Source organism: Rhodococcus sp. KRD175 (assembly GCF_017168275.1).
Lineage (GTDB): Bacteria > Actinomycetota > Actinomycetes > Mycobacteriales > Mycobacteriaceae > Rhodococcoides > Rhodococcoides fascians.
The window spans coordinates 158,792-180,410 of record NZ_JABFAQ010000002.1 but is presented as its reverse complement, the minus strand read 5'-3'; the positions used below and the strand labels follow the sequence as shown (position 1 = coordinate 180,410).

Here is a 21,619-nt window from a genome sequence, read left to right as displayed (position 1 = left end):
TACACAGTAGTCACGTCGAATTCGGCGAGTGCATCGGTTCGTTCCCGGACGGAGTTCGGGTGAGTACCGCGTAACGGATATCCTGGTACGAGTATGTCTACCTCGAATTCGTCCGGTGATCGACGAGCACTCGCCGCACGTGTTGCACAGCTCACCATCCGCGACGAGAACCGGCTCCGACGACGTCTCGACAAGGCCCGCACCGAGGACGCCGTCGCCGCGCTCGAACGCGATGTAGCTCGCGCAGAAGCCGTCATCTCCACACGCCAGGCGGCAGTGCCCACCCTCGACTATCCGCAGGCGTTGCCCGTCAGCGCGCGCAAGGACGACATCGCCGCAGCGATCGCTGCCCACCAGGTCGTCATCGTCGCCGGTGAAACCGGGTCCGGCAAAACCACCCAGATTCCCAAGATCTGCCTCGAACTGGGGCGCGGAATCCGCGGCTCGATCGGTCACACACAGCCCCGAAGGTTGGCGGCGCGCACCGTTGCCGAGCGCATCGCCGAGGAGGTGGGTCAACCACTGGGCGAATCGATCGGCTACAAGGTTCGATTCACCGACCAGTCCTCCGATTCGACCCTCGTCAAGCTGATGACCGACGGCATTCTCCTGGCCGAGATCCAACGCGACCGACTGCTCCGCCAGTACGACACCCTCATCATCGACGAGGCGCACGAGCGCAGCCTGAACATCGACTTCATCCTGGGATACCTCGCGCAACTGCTCCCCCGGCGACCCGATCTCAAGATCGTCATCACGTCGGCGACCATCGATCCGGAGCGATTCGCGCAACACTTCGCACGCGACGGGGTCGCAGCACCGATCATCGAGGTATCCGGCCGTACGTTCCCGGTCGAGATGCGGTATCGACCTCTGACGGTCGACGCGGGAGACACGACGATCGACCTCGATCCCGTGGATGCCACCTGCCAGGCAGTCGACGAGCTGATGGCCGAGGGTGACGGCGACATCTTGGTGTTCCTGTCCGGTGAACGAGAAATTCGCGATACGGCGGATGCGCTGGCCGATCGCAATCTCCGCAACACCGAGATCGTGCCTCTGTACGCCAGACTCTCTGCCGCCAAACAGCATCGGGTGTTCTCACCGCACTCGGGACGCCGGGTCGTGTTGTCGACGAACGTGGCGGAAACGTCGCTGACGGTCCCCGGCATCCGCTACGTCGTGGACCCGGGCACCGCGCGCATCTCGCGATACTCGTTGCGCACCAAGGTGCAGCGGCTGCCCATCGAACCGATTTCACAGGCGTCTGCGCGCCAGCGGGCGGGTCGCTGCGGACGCGTCGCCGACGGGATCTGTATCCGGTTGTACTCGGAGGAAGACTTCGAGTCTCGTCCGCAGTTCACCGAGCCGGAGATTCTGCGCACCAATCTGGCCTCGGTCATTCTGCAGATGACCGCGCTCGGATTGGGCAAGATCGACGCGTTTCCCTTCGTCGAGCCGCCGGATCCACGCAGCATCCGCGACGGTATCGGCTTGCTGGAAGAACTCGGAGCACTCAAGCCGGCCACCAAGGACGGCACTGCCGAGCTCACCCCGATCGGCCGCGAACTGTCCGCCCTTCCTGTCGATCCTCGAATGGCCCGAATGTTGGTCGAGGCCAACGGCAACGGATCGCTTCGTGACGCTCTGGTGGTGGTGGCGGCGTTGTCGATTCAGGACGTGCGCGAGCGTCCCGCCGAGCAACAACAGGCTGCAGACGAGAAGCATGCCCGTTTTGCGGTCGAGAATTCGGACTTCCTGGCGTACGTGCAGCTGTGGAAGTACCTGCGGCAGCAGCGAGACGAGCTGTCTTCCAACCAGTTCCGACGCATGTGCCGCACCGAGTTCCTGCACTACCTGCGGATCCGCGAATGGCAGGACCTGCACGGACAACTCCGCCAGATCACTCGCGGCCTCGGATGGACGGTGCCCGACGCAGAGTCGAGCGAGAACGCACTGCATCAGTCCCTGCTGTCCGGCCTGCTCTCGCACGTCGGCCTCAGAGAGGGCGACAAGCGTGAATTTCTGGGTGCCCGCGGAGCACATTTCGCGATCTTCCCCGGGTCAGGACTGTTCAAGAAGCCACCGCGCTGGGTCATGGCTGCAGAACTGGTCGAGACCGGACGACTGTGGGGCCGCATGGCCGCCCGCATCGAACCGGAATGGGCCGAACGGTTGGCACCGCATCTGGTGAAGCGCACTTATTCCGAACCACACTGGTCGATCAAACGGGAATCGGCGCTGGCCTACGAACGGGTGACGTTGTACGGCATCCCGTTGGTGACGCAGCGCCCGGTCAACTATCACCGCATCGATCCCGAGGCGTCTCGCGAGCTCTTCATCAGGCATGCCCTGGTTCAGGGCGAATGGAAGACCCAGCACGGGTTCTTTCACAAGAACAGGGCTCTGCTCGACGACGTCGGCGAGCTCGAACATCGTGCTCGCCGACGGGACATCGTCGTCGACGACGACGCACTGTTCGATTTCTACGACGCCCGCATCGCCCCGGAAGCCGTGTCCGCGCGACACTTCGACACCTGGTGGAAGAAGGCCCGCCGGCAAGATCCGTCCCTGCTCGACTTCACTACGGACACCGTCGTCAACTCGGACGCCGCGTCGGTACTGACGGGTGCGTATCCGGACGCGTGGCGACAGGGTGACATTCAATTCCCACTGACGTATCAATTCGAGCCCGGCACGGCCGCTGATGGCGTCACCGCGCAGATTCCCATCGCACTGCTCGCTCAGGTACAGCCGGTCGGCTTCGACTGGCTGGTGCCCGGGATGCGCGCCGAGCTCGTCACCGCCTTGATCAAGACGCTACCGAAGGCATTGCGACGCAACGTGGTTCCGGCTCCGGACTTCGCTGTGGCAGCGTTGGCAGTGATGAAACCGCGGGCCGAAACACTCGTGACGGCTCTGGCCCGAGAACTCTCACGGGCCGCACAGTGCCACATCACCGCGAAGGACTTCGACACTGCGGCGCTACCCGATCACCTGCGAATGACGTTCGCCGCGGTCGACCCGTCCGGGACCGTGCTCGGCAGCAACAAGGATCTGACTGCGCTGCGCGCCGGTCTGGCCGGTGAGGTCGGCCGACAGGTCGCACGTGCGGTCGGCGACGCGGAGCGCGCCCCGACGCTGGCGTGGACCTCGGGCACGTTGGGCCGCTTGGAACCCACGGTCACCCGAGACGTGGGTGGGCAGAAGGTCACCGGGTACCCGGCGTTGGTGCCCGAGGGTTCGGGCGTGGCGGTGCGAGTGCTCAGTACTCCCGCCCAGCAACGAGCAGCCATGCGCGCGGGCACCCGTACTCTGCTGCTCGCCACGGCACCGAAGGGAACGAAGGCGCTGTTGGCCGGGCTGCCGACCGCCGAACGTCTTGCGCTCGGACAGAACCCGTACGGCGGCGTCGATGCGCTGCTCGAGGAATGCCGTGCGCTCGCTGTGGAAGAAGCGATGGACGCCCACGGCGGGCCGGTTCGCGATCCGGCCGAGTTCGACAAGCTCAGGGCACTGGTGGACGCGGAGGTTCCGCGGCGTACTGCTGCTGTTCTCGCACTGGTTCGACCGGTCCTGACGGCCGCGTTGGCTCTGTCGGCCCAGTTGCAGAGCGCATCGGGTGAGCCGGCCGACGATGTCCGAGAACAGCTCGACGGCTTGATCTTTCGCGGTTTCGTCACCGAGTTCGGTTCTCGACGGTTGGCCGATCTGCCACGCTATCTCGCTGCGGCGACGAAGCGGCTGTCCACTCTGCCGAGCAGCGCGGGCCGCGACGCTGCGGCGATGGACGTTCTCGACCGGGTGTACAGCTCGTACGGGCGGCTGTTGGATTCGCTTCCGGAGAGCAGGAAGAACAGCCCGGGTGTGCAGGAGCTGTTCTGGATGATCGAGGAGCTGAGGGTGGGGTTGTTCGCGCAGGGAATTCGTACCGCGTATCCGGTATCGGAGAAGCGCATCGAGAAGGCGATCGCCGATCAGTCTCGCTGATCGGCCCGCGGGTCACTCGACGTCGGCGGACTCTCGATGTTTGCGGAGTTCGTGAATTTCCTTCTCGAAGTCCTCTGCCGAACTGAACGAGCGGTAGACCGATGCGAAACGAAGGTAGGCCACTTCGTCGAGATCGCGTAGCGGTCCGAGGATGGCCAGGCCCACTTCGTTGCTGGGAATCTCGGCCGAACCGGCCGCGCGAATATTGTCTTCGACTTGCTGAGCCAGCAGGTTCAGCGCGTCGTTGTCGACGTCTCTGCCCTGGCAGGCGCGACGAACTCCTTTGACGACCTTCTCGCGACTGAACGGCTCGGTCACACCACTGCGTTTCACGACGGCGAGCACGGCAGCCTCCACGGTGGTGAAGCGTCGACCGCACTCGGGGCAGGACCGGCGTCGCCGTATTGCCTGACCCTCGTCCATTTCACGCGAATCCACCACGCGTGAGTCGGGGTGCCTGCAGAACGGGCAATGCATGAGGGAGCCTCCGTCGTAGCCGATACTCCGACGACGAACGTGCGCGTCGGGGCAGTCTTCGAGGATACTCAGCCACGCTGGGCACCATGGTGCCGGTGGTCATCTGCTGGGTGCGTACTCGACGAGCGCTCCGTCGTGAACCATGACCGCGCCGGCGGGCTGAGTGGCCGCGTCGGGTGTGGTCGCGCTCAGATTCGCGATGCCGATCAGACCGCCGGCCACGACGACCACAGCCAACATCCACAGAACGAGAGAGCGTGGGCGCACGGTCTGGCTCGCGAAATGGGCCGAGGTGTCGTCGAAGTCTCGATCCGCCATCTCGCGATCGGTGACGTCGGTCCAGGACTCGTCCACGACAGGCAAGCACGGGCCGTTCTGCGTCCGACGCGCGTGGTTCTGCAGCACGGGCCGCGAGCGCCGACGACGCTCGACGACACCGGATCGCGAACGCATACCGGCAGTGGTGGGACGATCGGTGGTGATGGTCATCGGAACCTCGTCTTCGCTCGTTGGATCGATTGTTCGATCAGGCGTTCGATGGACGCTTGTTCGAAGTTCTATCACGCGCCTCCGACAAAGTCTGTAGAAAACGCGACACGAGTCGAACAGATGTTTGATTCAACAGCTGATACACGCTAGATTCGTGTCAGAAACCACACGCCACACGAGTCGACATCATCAACTCCAGTCCGCGTGGATCGATACCGCGTAGACCGAATCCAGCCGCATCAGCAGGAGGCCGACAGCATGAAGGACGAGACCTCGACGAGGTCCATCACCGGTTCCAGTACGACGGGTTCCACGAAAGCTGGTTCCACGCGAGCCGGATCCTCGACGGTCGGCAAGGCTGCAGCCGGAAAGCCGGCTGCCGAGCCGACCCCGAAGGCCATGGAGGTGGGCACCGACATCAGTGCAGGGCTCACCGAGCGGCAACGGAAGGTGTTGGAGGTCATCCGGGCCTCGGTCACCGAGCGCGGATACCCACCCAGCATTCGAGAGATCGGCGATGCCGTGGGCCTGACGTCGACGTCGTCCGTCGCACATCAGCTTCGCACCCTCGAACGCAAGGGGTTCCTGCGGCGCGACGCCAACCGCCCTCGCGCTGTGGACGTCCGCGGACTGGACGAGGTGCAGGCCGACCAGGCCGCGGCAGCGGTGGACGGTTCGGCAGCGTCCGACGAGCAGGATCGGTTGCCGACGCCGACGTTCGTGCCGGTTCTCGGACGGATCGCCGCGGGTGGACCGATTCTGGCGGAGGAAGCCGTCGAGGACGTGTTCCCACTCCCCCGCGAGTTGGTCGGTCAGGGATCGTTGTTCTTGCTCAAGGTCGTCGGCGAGTCCATGATCGACGCGGCGATCTGCGACGGTGACTGGGTGGTGGTGCGTCAACAGTCCGTGGCCGACAACGGCGACATCGTCGCGGCGATGATCGAGGGTGAGGCCACGGTCAAGACGTTCAAGCGTTCCAAGGGTGAGGTGTGGCTCATGCCGCACAACCCACTGTTCGAGCCGATCCCGGGCAACAATGCCGCCATTCTCGGCAAGGTCGTCACCGTGATGCGCAAGCTCTGAACTCTGTTCGGACACAACGAAGAAGGGCCGCAGCACAGATGCTGCGGCCCTTCTCGTCGGTCCTGAACGATCGGCAGAATCAGAGATTCAGTCCGCGACCGATGATCTCCTTCATGATCTCCGTGGTGCCGCCGTAGATGGTCTGTACCCGAGAATCCATGTACGCCTTGGCAATCGGGTACTCCTTCATGTAGCCGTACCCACCGTGCAGCTGAAGGCACCGGTCGATGAGCTTGACCTGGTTCTCGGTGGTCCACCACTTGGCCATGGCAGCTTCCTGCACGGTCAACTTGCCGTCGTTGAGCAGTTCGATGAATTTGTCGACCATGATGCGGGTGGCGGTCGTTTCGGTAGCGAGTTCCGCCAACACGAATCGCGTGTTCTGGAACTTTCCGATCGACTTACCGAATGCCTTGCGGTCACGGCAGTACTGAATGGTCATCTCCAGTGCCGATTCCATGGCTGCAGCGGCGACGACGGCAATCGAGAGCCGCTCCTGAGGCAAGTTCTGCATCAGGTAGATGAAGCCCATGCCTTCTTCGCCGAGCAGGTTGGCTGCGGGAACCCGAACGTCGGTGAAGCTGAGTTCCGCGGTGTCCTGGGCCTTCATGCCGATCTTGTCGAGGTTGCGGCCACGCTCGAATCCGGGCATGTCGCGCTCCACGACCAGCAGGCTGAAGCCCTGGGCACCTTTCTCGGGGTCGGTGCACGCTACGACGATGATCAGATCGGCATTGATGCCGTTGGTGATGAACGTCTTCGAGCCGTTCAGTACCCAGTCGTCGCCGTCCCGAACGGCCTTGGTCTTGATGCCCTGCAGGTCGCTACCGGTACCCGGCTCGGTCATGGCGATCGCGGTGATCAGCTCACCGGAGCAGAATCCGGGCAGCCACCGCTGCTTCTGCTCGTCGTTGGCCAACTCGATGAAGTACGGCGCGACGACGTCGTTGTGCAGAGTGAAGCCGATGCCGCTGTAGCCGCCGCGGGTGGTTTCCTCGGTGACGATGGCGTTGTAGCGGAAATCCTTGACGCCGCCGCCGCCGAACTCCTCCGGTGCGGCAGTCCCGAGGAAGCCCTGCTTGCCGGCCTCTACCCAGACGCCGCGGTCGACGATGTTCTGCTCTTCCCACTTCGCGTGATTGGGGGCTACGTGCTGTTCGAGAAACTTCCGGTACGACTCCCGGAACAGCTCGTGCTCGGGCTCGAAAAGTGTGCGTTCCACGCGGGTCTCCTTGTTCGGTGCGCACCGTCGTCGACCGCGAGAAGGGGGTGTCACAGCGCGGTCGTCGGTGCGACTGACGTCACGGTTCAACAGTACGTTCGCGGTGCACCGGGGGTCGATGACCAAAACGTGCGCGATCCGTGACCGCCCCTGCTAGCGTCGTCGAGTCGTTCTCCCTCGGGCCAACGCCGAGACGATCGGGTATCCCACGAGGATGCCCAGCGATCCCCACGCGATACCACCGAGTTCGACCGATCCGACGGAGAGCGTCAGGTCGCCGATTCCGGCGACGAGTGCGGCGGCGACGACGGTGAGGTTCACGGGATCGGTGAAATCCACCTTGGCATCGGTCCAGATTCGAACGCCGAGCAGTCCGATGAGGCCGTAGAGCACGAGTGTCGCTCCACCGATGACACCGTCCGGGACGGTGAAGATCAGCGCACCGAACTTGGGCGAGAACGCCAACACGATCGCGGTGATCGCGGCAACCCAGTACGCGGCGGTCGAGTACACGCGGGTAGCGGCCATGACGCCGATGTTCTCCGCGTACGTGGTGGTTCCCGATCCACCGGCGGCCCCGGCGAGGGTGGTCGCCAACCCATCGGCGATCAGAGCGTCACCGGCAACGTCGTCGAGGTTCTTTCCGGTCATCGCCGCGACGGCTTTGACGTGTCCGACGTTCTCGGCGACGAGGACGATCACCACCGGCAGCGCCACCAGAATCACCGACAGCTGGAAGGACGGGCCACGGAACTCGGGTAACCCGATCCAGCTCGCGGCGCTCAGAGCATCGAGTCGTGGTTGCGCGATACCGCCGGTGACGGCAGCGAATACCCAGCCCACGACGACGCCGAGCAGGATTCCGAGCCGACCCACCAGACCGGGACCGACGGCCGTCGCGAGGAGAATCGCCACCAGGGTGACGGCCGCGACGAGCGGTTGCGCCTCGAACGAGGTCGTCGCGGCAGGGGCCAGATTGAGCCCGATCAATACGACCACCGCACCGGTGACGACGGGCGGCATCGCTGCGTCGAGTACCCGCGCTCCGGCGAACTTCACGACGAAGCCGATCGCAGCCAGCACGACGCCGACACACAGAACGGCACCGAGCTGCGCGGCGGGTCCGTCGGCTGCGGTCGCACCGAGCGGCGCCAGGAAGGCGAACGACGACCCGAGGTAGCTCGGCACCCGCCCGCGCGTGATGATCAGGAACAGCGCAGTACCGATGCCCGAGAACAGCAGCGTCGTCGAGACCGGGAACCCGGTGATGGTCGGAACCAAGAGTGTCGCCCCGAACATCGCGACGACGTGCTGCATCCCGATGCCGACAGTGCGTGGCCACGACAAGCGTTCGTCCGGTGCGACCACCGCCCCCGCGTCGACGGTTCGTCCGTTTCCGTGCAGCGTCCAACCCATAGTTCTCATGATGGGAAGAGACTATTGCGTCAGCCCAGGATCGCGCTCACTGCCTCACGGGCTGCGGCGGTGCTGTCGGTCTTCAGTGCAGCGGCAGCTGCGGCCTTGCACTGATCGAGGGTCACGGTCGCCAACTTGGACCCGACGTGGGCGACGGCGGCGGAGGCCGCGGACAACGACGTGATGCCCATTCCTACCAGCACACAGGCCAGCAGGGGGTCGGCGGCAGCCTCGCCGCAGACACCGACGGGCTTGCCCACCTTCGCGCCGGCCGCGGCCGTGTGCGCCACCAGTGCGAGCACGGCCGGTTGCCACGGATCGGTCAGACCGGCCAGCTGGGCCGACATCCTGTCGGCGGCCATCGTGTACTGAGCCAGGTCGTTGGTACCGATGGACAGAAAGTCCACGTGCTCGAGGATGTGCTCGGCGAGCAGAGCGGCAGCGGGAATCTCGATCATGACGCCCGGGGTCAGTCCGCGTTCGCGCACATCCGCGGCGAAGTCCTGTGCTTCCTGCGCGGTGGCAATCATCGGTGCCATCACCCACGGGGACGAATCGGTCGCCTTCGCTGCCGCGGCGATGCCGTCGAGCTGGCGGTACAGAATGCCGCGGTCGGCTTCGGCGATACGGATACCGCGGATGCCGAGCGCCGGATTGGCCTCGTCGGGGTGGTTGGCGAAGCGAAGTGGTTTGTCCGAGCCGGCGTCCAGGGTGCGGACGACGACCTTCTTACCTGCGAAGGCGTCGAGGACCTGGCCGTAGATCTCGGCTTGCTCGTCGACGGTCGGTTCGGAATCGCGGTCCAGGAAGCACAGTTCGGTGCGGAACAATCCCACCCCGTCGGCTGCGCTGGAGCGCGCTGCGCGGGCACCGGCACCGTCCTGGACGTTGGCGAGGATATCGACGGAATGTCCGTCGGAGGTCGCGCCCGGCCCGGTCCACCGAGACACTCGGTCCAATTCGTCCCTGGCCGAGACGACTGCTGCGCGGGCGGTGTCGGCATCCGGTTCCAGTTCGATGCGTCCACTGGTTCCGTCCACGGATGCATGCGTGCCGGCGGCGATGTCGTCGAGGCCTGCGACGGCCACGATGCAGGGAATCCCCAGCTGTCGCGCGATGATCGCGGTGTGACTGGTCGGACCGCCCAGTGAGGTGGCGAGGCCGACGATGAGGGTGGGGTCGAGGCCCGCCGTGTCGGCGGGTGCCAGGTCGTCGGCGAACAATACCGCCGGTTCGGCCGGCACGGGAACACCCGGCTCGGGCACACCGAGAATTTCGGCGATGACGCGATCGCGAATGTCGCGCAGATCGGTCACTCGTTCGGCCATCAATCCGCCGAGCTGGGTGAACATGGCGGCGAACTTCTCGGTCGCGGCAGCAGTGGCGGTGACGGCGGTGCTGCCCTTGGCGATCGAGGATCGTGCGGCCCCGAGCCAACCACGGTCCGATGCCATGGCCGCATTCGCCGACAGCACCTCCGACGCTGCCCCGGTCGCCAGCTCCGCGCGTCCGCGCAATCGAGTGGCGACGGCGTTCGCCGCTGCATCGAACACAGCCTTCTCGGACTCCCGATCGGCCTCGGCCACCTCACCGGTGTCGGCCGGGATGGCCGGACGTGCCCCGGGACGGATGACGGGTCCGTAGCCGACTCCGGGCACGACGGGTGTGCCGCGCAGTGTCGTGGACTCCGCTCCGATCGACGACGTCCCATCTGCAGCAGGTGCTGCATCGGTGTGTCCGGTCGATGCGGTGCTGACCGATCCCGTCATGTGGTCCTCCTCGGATCCTGCGTGTACGTCTGTCGTCCCGAATGTCAGATGAGTGTGCCGCACCTGGCTTCCCGATGATGTTGTGACCGAGATTACTCCAAACCCTTGACATGTCAACACACACGGGCGTAAAACAACATAAAGCAACATCAACCGGGAAGGAGACGCAGGTGTACGCAGAAGAAAGACAGCACGCCATCGCTGAGCTGATCAGCACGCAAGGACGCGTCTCCGTCAACGACCTGGCCGCCAACTACGGCGTCACCACCGAGACCGTGCGACGCGATCTGGCCACCCTCGATCGACTGGGAGTGGTACGCCGCGTGCACGGTGGAGCGGTACCCGCCTCGGCGCTGACCACACTCGAGCCGGGCGTTTCGGAGCGGGAATTCACCCGCGCAGACCAGAAGGACGCGATCGCAGCTGCAGCGTTGTCGTTCCTCCCACCCGTCGGCGGCAGCGCCGTCTTCGATGCAGGCACCACCACCGGCCGCCTGGCGGGACTGCTACCGCACGATCGCGAACTCACCATGGTCACCAACTCCGTACCGATCGCAGCCCGGGCCGCAACCATGCCGAGCATCAGTCTTCGATTGCTCGGCGGGCGTGTTCGAGGAACGACACAGGCCGCTGTGGGCGACGAGGCACTGCGCGCCCTCGAATGGCTACGGGTGGACGTTGCGTTCATCGGAACCAACGCCATCAGCGTCGGACACGGACTGTCCACCCCCGACAGCGACGAAGCCGCGGTCAAGCGCGCCATGGTCGACGCCGCGAACCATGTTGTCGTGCTGGCAGATTCGTCGAAGATCGGCCGCGAGCACCTGGTGAGTTTCGCCCGAGTAGACACCATCGACGTCATCGTCACCGACAGCGACATCTCGAACGAAGACCGTAAACAACTCAGCAACAAAGGAATCGAGGTGGTGATCGCATGATGGTCACGCTCACGGCCAACCCGAGCATGGACCGCACGGTCACGCTCGAGACGCCACTGACCCGCGGCGGAGTGCACCGGGCGTCGTCCTCGGCCGTCGACCCGGGCGGCAAGGGCGTCAACGTCGCTCGCGTCATCGGCGGATCGGGAGTAGAGGCGCTGGCCGTCCTGCCGGCCAACGTCGGCGATCCATTACTCGACGCGATGTCCGCCAAAGGCGTTCGATACTCCGCAGTTCCGACGTCCGGACCGGCGCGCACCAACATCACCGTCAGCGAAATCGGTGGCACGACCACCAAGATCAACGAGCCGGGTGCAACGGTGTCGGAGCAGACACGCGCCGAGCTGCGAGACCGGATTCTCACGCTTGCTGTCGATGCCGAGTGGGTGGTGCTGTCGGGTTCGCTTCCTCCCGGCCTGCCCGTCGAGTGGTACGCGGAACTGGTTGTCGCCCTTCGCGCTACCACGGCCAAAGTTGCGGTGGACACCTCCGACGAGCCGCTGCTCGCTCTCGCGGATCGGTTTCCGGAATCGGCACCCGACCTGATCAAGCCCAATTCGGAGGAACTCGCCCAGCTCACCGGGTACGATTCCGTGGAGCTGGAAAGCGCTGCGGCACAGGGTGATCCATCGGCCGCTGTCGCCGCCGCAACGATTCTTCTCGGCCGAGGAGTAGGTGCCGTACTGGCGACGCTCGGCAGCGCCGGAGCAGTCCTGGTCACCCAGGGCGGTGCCTGGTACGCCAGCCCACCTACGATCACCGCCGTCAGCACCGTCGGCGCAGGAGACTCCTCGCTGGCCGGCTACATTCTGGCCGACGTCGAGAACTGTTCCGACGCAGACAAACTTCGCCGCGCCGTCGCCTACGGAACGGCAGCCACCGCACTTCCAGGCACCACGCTTCCCCTGCCCGAGCAGACCCATCCGACTTCGGTGACGGTTCGCGCGCTCGACATCTCCACGTCCGTCACCCCGTCCACGCTCTCCCCTTCTTCGAACCGTCTCTAGGAGCCCCCATGTCCACCCCCACCGAAGATCAGCCGATCATCGCCGAGGATCTGATCCTCCTCGACGCCGATCTGGGCGAATCCAAAGCTGCCGTCATCGAACGCCTCGCAGGCGTGCTGGCCCACGCGGGTCGCGCAACCGACACCGACGCCCTGCGCGACGCAGCCCTTGCGCGCGAAGCCCAGTCGGCCACCGGCCTGCCCGGCGGCATCGCAATTCCGCACTGCCGTTCCGAGGCGGTCACGAGCGCCTCGCTCGGCTTCGCCCGCCTGAACCCCAAGGTCGACTTCGGCGCCCCCGACGGCCCCGCCGACCTCGTCTTCCTCATCGCTGCACCGGCCGGAGCCGGTTCGGCGCACATGAAGCTGCTCTCCAGCCTGGCTCGGGCACTGGTCAAGCCCGAATTCGTCACCTCACTGCGCAACGCGTCCTCGCCCGCCGAGATCGTCTCGCTGGTCGACGGAGTCATCAACCCGGCCGCCAAGCCGGTTGCCGCAACCGCTGCAGCTGCGCCGGTCGACACCGCGAAGCACAGTGCGCCTGCAGCCACCCCCGAGACGGCAACATCCGCCTCGCCCAAGCACATCGTGGCAATCACCGCCTGCCCCACCGGAATTGCGCACACCTACATGGCTGCCGATTCACTCGTCGCCGCAGGCGAGCGCGCGGGTGTCACGGTGCACGTGGAGACTCAGGGCTCGAGCGGCAGCACGCCCCTCGACCCCGCACTCATCGCCGGTGCCGAGGCCGTCATCTTCGCCACCGACGTGGGCGTCAAGGGCCGTGAGCGATTCGCCGGTAAGCCCGTCATCTCTTCCGGCGTCAAGCGCGCCATCAACGAGCCCGACGTCATGGTCACCGAAGCGCTCCGCGCAGCTCTCAATCCGGATGCTGCTCGCGTCGGCGGCACCGCTGTCGCGGCCGGCTCCACCGACTCTGCCGGTGAGCTCGGATGGGGCACCCGCCTGCGTCAGATCCTGCTGACCGGTGTCAGCTACATGATTCCGTTCGTCGCCGCCGGTGGACTCCTGATCGCCCTCGGATTCCTGCTCGGTGGGTACGAAATCAAGGATGTCGCCGAGGACATCGTCGTCAACAACTCCATCACTTCGCTGCCCGACGGCGGAATCGCCGCCTACCTCGGTGCCGTGCTGTTCCAGATCGGCGCGCTGTCCTTCAGCTTCCTGGTGCCCGCGCTGGCCGGTTACATTTCCTATGCCATAGCCGACAGACCAGGTCTGGCACCAGGTTTCACCGCCGGCGCAGTGGCCGTGTTGGTGGGCGCAGGCTTCATCGGCGGTCTCGTCGGTGGCCTGATCGCCGGCTTCGTCGCACTGTGGATCAGCAAGTGGAAGATCCCCGCGGTTCTGCGTGGCCTGATGCCGGTTGTCATCATCCCGCTGTTCGCCACCCTCATCGTCGGCGCGATCATGTTCCTGCTGCTCGGCAAGCCGCTCGCCGCGATCACCAGTGGACTGACCGACTGGCTCAACGGACTCAGCGGTTCCTCGGTCATCATCCTCGGCATCATTCTCGGCCTGATGATGTGCTTCGACCTCGGCGGACCGGTCAACAAGGCGGCCTACGCCTTCGCCACTGCAGGCCTGTCGGTCACCGACACCGCCTCACTGCGCATCATGGCAGCGGTCATGGCGGCCGGAATGGTGCCGCCCCTGGCCATGGCACTGGCCTCGACCGTTCGTTCGCGTCTGTTCACCGAGGCCGAGCGCGAGAACGGTAAGGCTGCATGGTTCCTCGGAGCAGCATTCATCTCCGAGGGTGCCATCCCGTTCGCCGCGGCCGATCCGTTCCGCGTCATCCCCTCGATGATGGCCGGCGGCGCAGTCACCGGTGCCATGATCATGGCCTTCAACGTCACCCTCAGCGCGCCCCACGGCGGGATCTTCGTGTTCTTCGCCATCGGAAACATCCTGTGGTTCATCGTCTCGCTGGCCGTGGGCACCATCGTCTCCGCATTCCTGGTGGTCTCCGCCAAGCAGTTCATCAAGGGCAAGAACGCACCGACCGACGCCGAACTCGACCCGGCACTCGCCACCGTCTGACGCTCGATACGATCCAACGAACCCACTACGCAAGGAGCAGCACATGCCCAGCACCACAGTCGCAGTCGGATCCTCGATCGGCCTGCACGCCCGCCCCGCAGCACTGATCGCCGATGCCGTCGCCGAAGCCGGAGTCGACGTCACGCTGGCAACAGCGGACTCCGAGCCGGTGGACGCCGGTTCGGCCCTGATGATCATGACGCTCGGCGCCACCAAGGGCACCGAAGTCACCGTCACCAGCGACGACCAAGCAGCACTCGACAAGGTTGCAGCACTCGTCGAAGCAGACCTGGACGCCTAACCAGAGCGCATCGATCGCCGGACGGTGAATCCCACCGCTCCGGCGATCAGCACCACCCCGGCAGCGACGGCAGCTCGGAATTCCCATTCCGAGTCCGTCGCTGTCGTCGTCTGTGCGGGTGCCGCAGGAGCAGCAGGATCGAGGGTCGGCGACGCCGGCGCAACCGCGGCGGACGATGGTGTCGACAGCTCCACCGACGTCATGTTCGGGATCTTCAGAATGGGCGGCAGCGTTCCGTCGGTCGGTCCGAACCCGGCTTCCGACGCGAGCAGAAGGGAACCGTCGTCCAGGAACGTCGCCGCCTCGCCCTGCGGCTGAGCCGGTAGCGCGACGACGGCTCGGGGTGAGGTGGGGTCGACCAGCGCCGACGCGACGTCCCCGTCGGGCGGACGGAACACATACGCATCGGTGTACGTGCGCACCACGGCGGTCGATCCGTCTGCACTCACCGCTCCCCCGGTCGCCAGGATCGAGCCGACCACGAACGGCGGCCCACCGGCCGTCTCGGTGGCCGTGAAAGCCAGCTCGCCGACCTTGCGTAGCGGCGTCGGGCCCGGACTGCTCAGATCGGTGACGGATTCGTCTCCGGTCGGTACGTACACCCCGCTGACACCCGAGAGTTCCTTGGTGACGATCACCGGCCGACCGCCGGGTTCGATGAGCAGTGTCTCGGCGTCGTGTGCGCCGTCCGGGTAGGTCAGTCGATACAGCTCCCCCGCGCCTGTTTCAGGGTCCATTCGCGTCAGTGCCACAGTGTCGCGGCGCAACTGATTGTCGCCGATGTCGGCCAACCACAGTGAGCCGTCGTACGACGCCATGTCCTCCACGTCGTACGGGTCGACGGGAACGTCGATCCAACGCTGCACCGCACAGTTCGCGTCGAGCACCGCGACCCGATCGTCGGCACCGCTGTCGCCGATCCCGTACACGGTGCCGTCGAGCACCGTCGCACCGGACAGCTCTTCGAGTCCGGGATCGGTTGGTAGACAGTAGGTTACAACGTCGACCGGCGCGGCCAGGGCGGTCGAAGCACAAGTCAGCACGATCGCCGTGCCGACCACGGCCGCGGCGCCACCACGCACCACTGCGCGCGGATTCACCGAACTCAGGCGCTGGGTACGGTCGCGGTGAACTCGACGAGGGCGGCCGCAAGTGATTGCGGCACACGAGCTTCGACGCGCGTGCCGTCCGCCTCGTGCGTCGACGACACTATTCGGCCATCGGTGTGGATCCTGGCGACCAGGTCGCCGCGGGTGTACGGGACGAGAACGTCGACCAACACATCGGGCTCGGACAGTATGTCGCCGAGGTGATCCCGCAGCGCATCGATGCCTTCACCGGTCTTGGCCGAGACGAATCGTGCGCCGTCGAGCAGGCCACGCAACTGCGTCAGCTGGACCGGATCTGCGGCGTCGATCTTGTTGACCACCAACAACTCCGGTGGCATCTTCGCGTCCTGCTCGCGGACCACCTCGGTGATCACTTCGCGTACTGCTTTGATTTGATCGATCGGTAGCGGATCGGAACCGTCGACCACGTGCAGCAACAGGTCGGCGTCGGTCACTTCCTCCAGCGTGGAGCGGAAGGCCTCGACCAGCTGGGTCGGCAAATGCCGGACGAATCCGACGGTATCGGTCAGCACGATCGCGCGGCCGTCTTCGAGCGTCGACTTCCGCGTCGTCGGATCGAGGGTTGCAAACAGCGCATTCTGAACCAGCACACCGGAACCGGTCAGCGCGTTCAACAGACTCGACTTGCCCGCATTGGTGTATCCGACGATCGCGATCGACGGCACCGTGCCACTGAGCCGCTGCTCGCGTTTGGTGTCGCGAGCCTGCTTCATGCCTTTGATCTCACGGCGGAGCTTGGCCATGCGCTCACGGATGCGTCGGCGATCGGTCTCGATCTTCGTCTCACCCGGTCCACGAAGACCCACGCCGCCGTTGCTACCGGCGCGTCCGCCGGCCTGACGCGACATGGATTCACCCCAGCCGCGGAGCCTGGGCAACATGTATTCCATCTGGGCGAAGGCGACCTGTGCCTTGCCTTCTCGTGACGTCGCGTGCTGCGCGAAGATGTCGAGGATCAGTGCGGTTCGATCGATAACCTTGACCTTGACGACCTTTTCCAGCGCATTGAGCTGGGCGGGCGTCAGTTCGCCGTCGCAGATCACGGTATCGGCCCCGGTCGCAAGCACGATGTCGCGCAGTTCCTTGGCTTTGCCCGAGCCGATGTAGGTTGCCGCGTCGGGTTTGTCCCGACGCTGCATCAGCGCCTCGAGTACTTCGGAGCCTGCAGTCTCGGCGAGCGCGGCCAGTTCGGTCATGCTGGATTCGGCCTGTGCCGCAGTACCGGTGGTCCATACTCCGACCAGTACGACGCGTTCGAGGCGCAACTGCCGGTACTCGACCTCGGTGACGTCGGCGAGCTCGGTCGACAGTCCGGCGACTCGTCGCAGCGCAGTCCGCTCCTCGAGTTGCATATCGCCCGAGGACGGGGAGTCGTCGTCGAGGGGTGAGCGCGCCATCCGCCTCGACCATGCGTCGGACTCCTCGCGGGTCCATGCAGATGCGGTATCGGGTGAACCGTCGGCATCATGGTCGACCGGTTCGCCCGCAGGTGATGTTTCATGTGAGTTCGTCATACAACTCCCATGATCCACGAAAAGCCCAGCGTGTGCACGCGGGTTTCGCTCGAAGCCGGTGCGACGGTCAGGACTGACCGGCGAACCAATGGTCGTCGACCTCTCCCCGGGCGAGCAGTACCGACGGTCCGCGCAGGGTTGCACCGACGTGGTCGATGGCCACTCGGACCCGACCGCCGAGCACACCGACACTCACGTCTCCGGTCTCGAGCCCCTCGTAACTGAGCGCGGCAGCGGCGGCAGCGACGGTTCCGGTGCCACACGAGCGTGTCTCTCCGACGCCGCGTTCGAAGACGCGCATCTCGACTGCACCGTCGTCGAGCCGGGTCAGAATCTCGACGTTCGCACCGTGGGGAAAGAACTCGGAATCGAGAGTCGGCGGAGCGGTGAAGTCCAGCGCCCGCAACGCGGTGCGGTTCATTGTGGGATCGACGCAGGCCAGATGCGGGTTCCCGACATCGACACCGATCCCCTCGTACGCTGCACCGGCCAGGGTCGTCGCGCTCGAACCCAGCAGGGTGACGTCGCCCATGGCCACGGTCACGTCGGCATCGGTCTCGTCGTACGAGTGCACCGTCACCGCACGTGCGCCTGCGCGAGAGCCGACCACGAACTGATCGCGCTGCTCGAGATCGTGGACTCGCAGGTAGTGCGCGAAGACTCGGACCCCGTTTCCGCACATCTCGGCGATGGTGCCGTCACCGTTGCGGTAGTCCATGAACCAGTCGTCGGCCTCGACACCGGCCGGGATTCGATCGAGTACACCCGCGTCCCGCAGCACCCCAGCGCGCGCGACACGCAGTACCCCGTCGGCGCCGATCCCCTGCCGTCGATCACACAGCACCGTGACCGCCGACCTGGTGAGTTGTAGCTCGGCACCGGGATCCGGCAGCACGACGAAATCGTTCTGCGTTCCGTGGCCCTTGGCGAATTCCATGTCGGCGAGTCTACGGGGACCGACCTAGCCGAGTTCGATCGCGGACAGCGCATCCGACCGCAGGGTGGGCGATGCGCCGTCGAGCCACCGCACTCGTTCGTCGCGGCGGAACCACGACCGCTGGCGGCGCACATAGCGCCTGGTGCCGATGAACGTCCGCTCACGTGCATGGTCGACGTCGTACTCCCCGGCCAGCACATCGAGCGCCTGGGCGTATCCGATCGCCCGTGACGCCGTCACTCCGTCGCGCAGGCCGAGATCCAGCAACGCTTCGACCTCGTCGAGCAACCCGGAATCGAACATGCGCCGAGTACGCAGATCGATCCGCTCGTCCAACTCTGCGGTCTCACGGTCGACGCCGAGCACCACCGTGCCCCAGCGCGGTTCACCGATGACGGGGGCCGAGGCCGCGAAAGGCCGACCGGTCAATTCGACCACTTCCAAGGCCCGCACCATTCGCCGTCCGTCCGTGGGCAGGATCGACGCGGCAGCGTCCGGATCGACCTCCGTCAGAGCGCGGTGGATCGCGTCGACTCCGTCGCGTTCGAGCACCGCCTCCCACTTGGCCCGGACGACCGGGTCCGTGGCAGGAAAGGCCCATTCGTCGAGCAGTGATTGGACGTACATCATCGAGCCGCCCACGATGATCGGCCGACGGCCACGGGATCGAATGTTCTCGACGTCGGCGACGGCAGCCGATTGGTAACGCGCCACCGTCGCGATATCGGTGACCTCGAGCACATCGAGCTGATGGTGCACGATGCCGCGGCGCTCCGGCACGGTCACTTTCGCGGTACCGATGTCCATCCCCCGGTATTGCTGCATCGCGTCGATGTTGACGATCTCCCCGCCCAGCTCCTCGGCCAGGTCCAGCGCCAGGTCCGATTTGCCCGCAGCGGTCGGTCCGATCACCGCCACCGGTGTCGTGGCCGAATCCTCGGCGGTCGCCCCGGTTTCGTCAGCCACGGGACCAGACTCCGACGAAGTATCCGACACCGAACGGTGCGCCCCGATACAGCTCGGTCGTCGAGACGGCGTCGGTTCCCACGAGTGCGGCGAGCATCTGCACGGCCGGTCGGCCCCGCACGCCGATCGCTGCGCAGAGGCCCTCGTCGAGCTCCGCGAGGGCGTCGACGTCGGCGGTGGCAAGAGCATCGTCGATGCGACGCTGCACGTCCGCGGCGCGCGAATCGAACGACCCCGGTGCCTTCGGGGTGAGGGTGTTCGCGCCGTCTGCCAGCACCAACACTCCCCACCTGTCGTCGGACGCGTCGAGTTCGCGGCGCAGTTCCATCCCGGTGTGCGAGCACCACCGTGCGCTCGCGTCCGCGGGTACCGTGCGGACCTCGATTGCCCTGTCGGCCGCCGCCGCACCGCGCAGCCAGCCGGCGAGGAGAACCGCCAGCGGCAACTCGGGGTCCGGCCCGGACCGTGCCGGCGAACCGGACAGCCGCACCTCCACATCGACGCCGTACCCACGCAGGGTGCCGACCGTCGTCTCGTCGTACCGCCCCTCGCCGTCGTCGACGCCGACCGCGAGCCACCGGTCGGCCACCGCGGACAGCTGCTCGACAGCAGACACAGCAGCGGCCCGAAGCTCGGTTGCCTCGGCTGCTGCCCGGCCCATCAGTTCGGGGACCAGTAACGGCGGAGAGGGCACCAGGGCCGCGGCACAGAACACACGTATCACGCTAGTCGGTGACGCGACTTGGCCGGACGAGTCCACCTCGAACCGTCTGAGCTGTTTCAATGGTCCGATCGGTCGTCACCGAGTTCAATGGTGTCCAGATCGCGATCGTAGGCAGCCGTGACGCGCGGCAGAGATGAGGAACCCCCCGACGCCCCGTCGTCGGTTGCACCCGCCGATCATTCCGGTGGTGACGCGACCATTACACCTTCGACCGGAGGACCCAAGCCAGGTGGCGGCCCCAAGCCCGGCGGCGGACCGAAGCCCGGCGGACCGAGTTCTGCTTCTCCTCGTCCCGGCGCACCCCGCCCCGGTGGCTCCTCGGCAGCCAAGCCACACCCGACGGCCGCGCATGTGCCCACCGTGGTCGCGCCGGCGAGCGATCCGAGCAAGTACGGCCGGGTCGACGACGACGGCACCGCGTGGGTGAGCACCTCGGACGGCGAGCGTCAGGTCGGCTCCTGGCAAGCGGGCGACGCAGCGGAAGGCCTCGCGCATTTCGGGCGGCGCTACGACGATCTGGCCACCGAGGTCGGACTGCTCGAAGCCCGACTGACGTCGGGTACCGGTGATGCCAAGAAAACCAAGGCTGCGGCCTCGGCGCTGCTGGAGAGCCTTCCGACGGCTGCGGTGATCGGCGACCTCGATCTGCTGGCTCGCCGACTCCACGCCGTCGTCGAGCACTCCGACGCAGCAGCGGCGGTCGCCAAGCAGGAGAAAGAGCTCGAACGCGCCGAGCACACTGCCCGCAAGGAAGCCCTCGCCGCCGAAGCCGAGCAGATCGGCAGTGAATCGACGCAGTGGAAGCATGCCGGGGATCGGCTGCGCGAAATTCTGGACGAATGGAAGACGATCCGCGGGGTGGATCGAAAGATCGACGATGCGCTGTGGAAGCGGTACTCGAAGGCCAGGGAGAACTTCAACCGGCGTCGTGGTGCGCATTTCGCCGATCTCGATCGGGAGCGAGGAGCAGCCAAGACCCGCAAGGAAGAGCTGGTCGAGCGCGCAAAAGCGTTGTCCTCGTCCACCGATTGGGGTCCCACTGCAGCCGCATTCCGAGACCTGTTGGTGGAGTGGAAAGCGTCGGGCCGAGCTCCGCGGGACGCCGACGACGCATTGTGGAAGAACTTCAAGGCCGCCCAGGACGTGTTCTTCGCGGCACGCAACGCCGCGGCGTCGGAGCGCGACGCGGAATTCGAGGCCAACGCCGAGGCCAAGGAAGCGTTGTTGGCGAAGACACATATCGATCCGAGCAAGGACCTCGACGCTGCTCGTGCGGCGCTGCGCGATCTGCAGGACAAGTGGGACGCCATCGGCAAGGTTCCGCGCGAGAAGATGCAGGAACTCGAAGGCAAGCTCCGCGCGATCGAGAAGTCCGTCCACGACGCCGTGGAGTCTCAGTGGCGTCGGTCCGACCCCGAGGCGGTTGCCCGCGCGGCTCAGTTCCGTGAGCGAGTGGCCCAGTTCGAGGATCAAGCGGCCAAGGCGACGGCGGCAGGCAAGACCAAGGACGCCGAGCGGGCGCGTGCGCAGGCCCAGCAGTGGCGTGAATGGGCCGATGCCGCGGAAAGTGCCGTCGACGAGTTGTGACCTGCG

General features: G+C 65.8%; 17 protein-coding genes. 7 read left to right on the top strand and 10 right to left on the bottom strand.

What is annotated here, in order from left to right; translation table 11 throughout:
* Positions 1 to 93 precede the first annotated feature (93 nt).
* Positions 94 to 3,990, top strand: a complete 3,897-nt coding sequence (gene hrpA, locus J1M81_RS01490) for an ATP-dependent RNA helicase HrpA (protein WP_206497497.1) — start codon at positions 94 to 96, stop codon at positions 3,988 to 3,990.
* Positions 3,991 to 4,002: 12 nt separating this feature from the next.
* On the opposite strand, the gene nrdR is transcribed toward hrpA, so the two are convergent.
* Positions 4,003 to 4,467: a transcriptional regulator NrdR gene (gene nrdR / locus J1M81_RS01485; RefSeq protein ID WP_027496857.1), complete on the bottom strand. Its 465-nt coding sequence runs from the start codon at positions 4,465 to 4,467 to the stop codon at positions 4,003 to 4,005.
* Positions 4,468 to 4,566: 99 nt separating this feature from the next.
* A complete protein-coding gene (locus tag J1M81_RS01480) occupies positions 4,567 to 4,956 on the bottom strand; it encodes a hypothetical protein (RefSeq protein WP_027496856.1) in 390 nt (129 codons plus the stop codon).
* A gap of 399 nt (positions 4,957 to 5,355) precedes the next feature.
* Here J1M81_RS01480 and lexA point away from each other — a divergent pair, with 399 nt between their 5' ends.
* Positions 5,356 to 6,039 (top strand): transcriptional repressor LexA, encoded by a 684-nt coding sequence (lexA, locus tag J1M81_RS01475; protein ID WP_027496855.1) that lies wholly within the window; start codon positions 5,356 to 5,358, stop codon positions 6,037 to 6,039.
* A gap of 79 nt (positions 6,040 to 6,118) precedes the next feature.
* Here the strand turns inward: lexA and J1M81_RS01470 are convergent, their stop codons facing one another.
* The 3 genes from J1M81_RS01470 to ptsP all read right to left on the bottom strand — a co-directional run bounded on the left by J1M81_RS01470 (position 6,119) and on the right by ptsP (position 10,374).
* Positions 6,119 to 7,261, bottom strand: a complete 1,143-nt coding sequence (locus J1M81_RS01470; protein WP_027496854.1) for an acyl-CoA dehydrogenase family protein — start codon at positions 7,259 to 7,261, stop codon at positions 6,119 to 6,121.
* A gap of 153 nt (positions 7,262 to 7,414) precedes the next feature.
* Complete coding sequence (locus J1M81_RS01465; protein WP_032400221.1) at positions 7,415 to 8,686, bottom strand: uracil-xanthine permease family protein; 1,272 nt, start codon at positions 8,684 to 8,686, stop codon at positions 7,415 to 7,417.
* Positions 8,687 to 8,706: 20 nt separating this feature from the next.
* Positions 8,707 to 10,374, bottom strand: a complete 1,668-nt coding sequence (gene ptsP / locus J1M81_RS01460; RefSeq protein WP_206497588.1) for a phosphoenolpyruvate--protein phosphotransferase — start codon at positions 10,372 to 10,374, stop codon at positions 8,707 to 8,709.
* A gap of 242 nt (positions 10,375 to 10,616) precedes the next feature.
* Here ptsP and J1M81_RS01455 point away from each other — a divergent pair, with 242 nt between their 5' ends.
* The 4 genes from J1M81_RS01455 to J1M81_RS01440 are packed head-to-tail and all read left to right on the top strand — an operon-like array spanning position 10,617 to position 14,755.
* Positions 10,617 to 11,384, top strand: coding sequence for a DeoR/GlpR family DNA-binding transcription regulator (locus J1M81_RS01455; protein ID WP_027496851.1), 768 nt, complete (start codon positions 10,617 to 10,619; stop codon positions 11,382 to 11,384).
* Positions 11,381 to 12,391 carry a 1-phosphofructokinase family hexose kinase gene (locus J1M81_RS01450; RefSeq protein WP_206497496.1) on the top strand — a complete coding sequence of 337 codons (1,011 nt, stop codon included), beginning with the start codon at positions 11,381 to 11,383 and terminating at the stop codon, positions 12,389 to 12,391. Before J1M81_RS01455 ends, J1M81_RS01450 begins: the two co-directional genes overlap by 4 nt.
* Before the next feature lie 8 nt (positions 12,392 to 12,399).
* Positions 12,400 to 14,454, top strand: coding sequence for a fructose-specific PTS transporter subunit EIIC (locus tag J1M81_RS01445; protein WP_032366477.1), 2,055 nt, complete (start codon positions 12,400 to 12,402; stop codon positions 14,452 to 14,454).
* A gap of 43 nt (positions 14,455 to 14,497) precedes the next feature.
* A complete protein-coding gene (locus tag J1M81_RS01440; RefSeq protein WP_027496848.1) occupies positions 14,498 to 14,755 on the top strand; it encodes an HPr family phosphocarrier protein in 258 nt (85 codons plus the stop codon).
* Here the strand turns inward: J1M81_RS01440 and J1M81_RS01435 are convergent.
* The 5 genes from J1M81_RS01435 to J1M81_RS01415 form a co-directional block, all read right to left on the bottom strand.
* Positions 14,752 to 15,855: a hypothetical protein gene (locus J1M81_RS01435; protein WP_206497495.1), complete on the bottom strand. Its 1,104-nt coding sequence runs from the start codon at positions 15,853 to 15,855 to the stop codon at positions 14,752 to 14,754. The two genes, J1M81_RS01440 and J1M81_RS01435, sit on opposite strands and share 4 nt — an antisense overlap.
* Positions 15,856 to 15,860: 5 nt before the next feature.
* Entirely contained in the window at positions 15,861 to 17,282 is a 1,422-nt protein-coding gene (gene hflX / locus J1M81_RS01430) for a GTPase HflX (protein ID WP_052053315.1), read from the bottom strand.
* A gap of 184 nt (positions 17,283 to 17,466) precedes the next feature.
* Positions 17,467 to 18,336 carry a diaminopimelate epimerase gene (gene dapF / locus J1M81_RS01425; protein WP_206497494.1) on the bottom strand — a complete coding sequence of 290 codons (870 nt, stop codon included), beginning with the start codon at positions 18,334 to 18,336 and terminating at the stop codon, positions 17,467 to 17,469.
* A 24-nt stretch (positions 18,337 to 18,360) separates the two neighbouring features.
* Entirely contained in the window at positions 18,361 to 19,302 is a 942-nt protein-coding gene (gene miaA / locus J1M81_RS01420; protein ID WP_045841802.1) for a tRNA (adenosine(37)-N6)-dimethylallyltransferase MiaA, read from the bottom strand.
* Positions 19,295 to 20,017, bottom strand: a complete 723-nt coding sequence (locus J1M81_RS01415; protein ID WP_167327813.1) for a class III extradiol dioxygenase subunit B-like domain-containing protein — start codon at positions 20,015 to 20,017, stop codon at positions 19,295 to 19,297. Before J1M81_RS01415 ends, miaA begins: the two co-directional genes overlap by 8 nt.
* Before the next feature lie 207 nt (positions 20,018 to 20,224).
* Here J1M81_RS01415 and J1M81_RS01410 point away from each other — a divergent pair, with 207 nt between their 5' ends.
* Positions 20,225 to 21,613 carry a DUF349 domain-containing protein gene (locus J1M81_RS01410; RefSeq protein WP_032370151.1) on the top strand — a complete coding sequence of 463 codons (1,389 nt, stop codon included), beginning with the start codon at positions 20,225 to 20,227 and terminating at the stop codon, positions 21,611 to 21,613.
* Positions 21,614 to 21,619 lie beyond the last annotated feature (6 nt).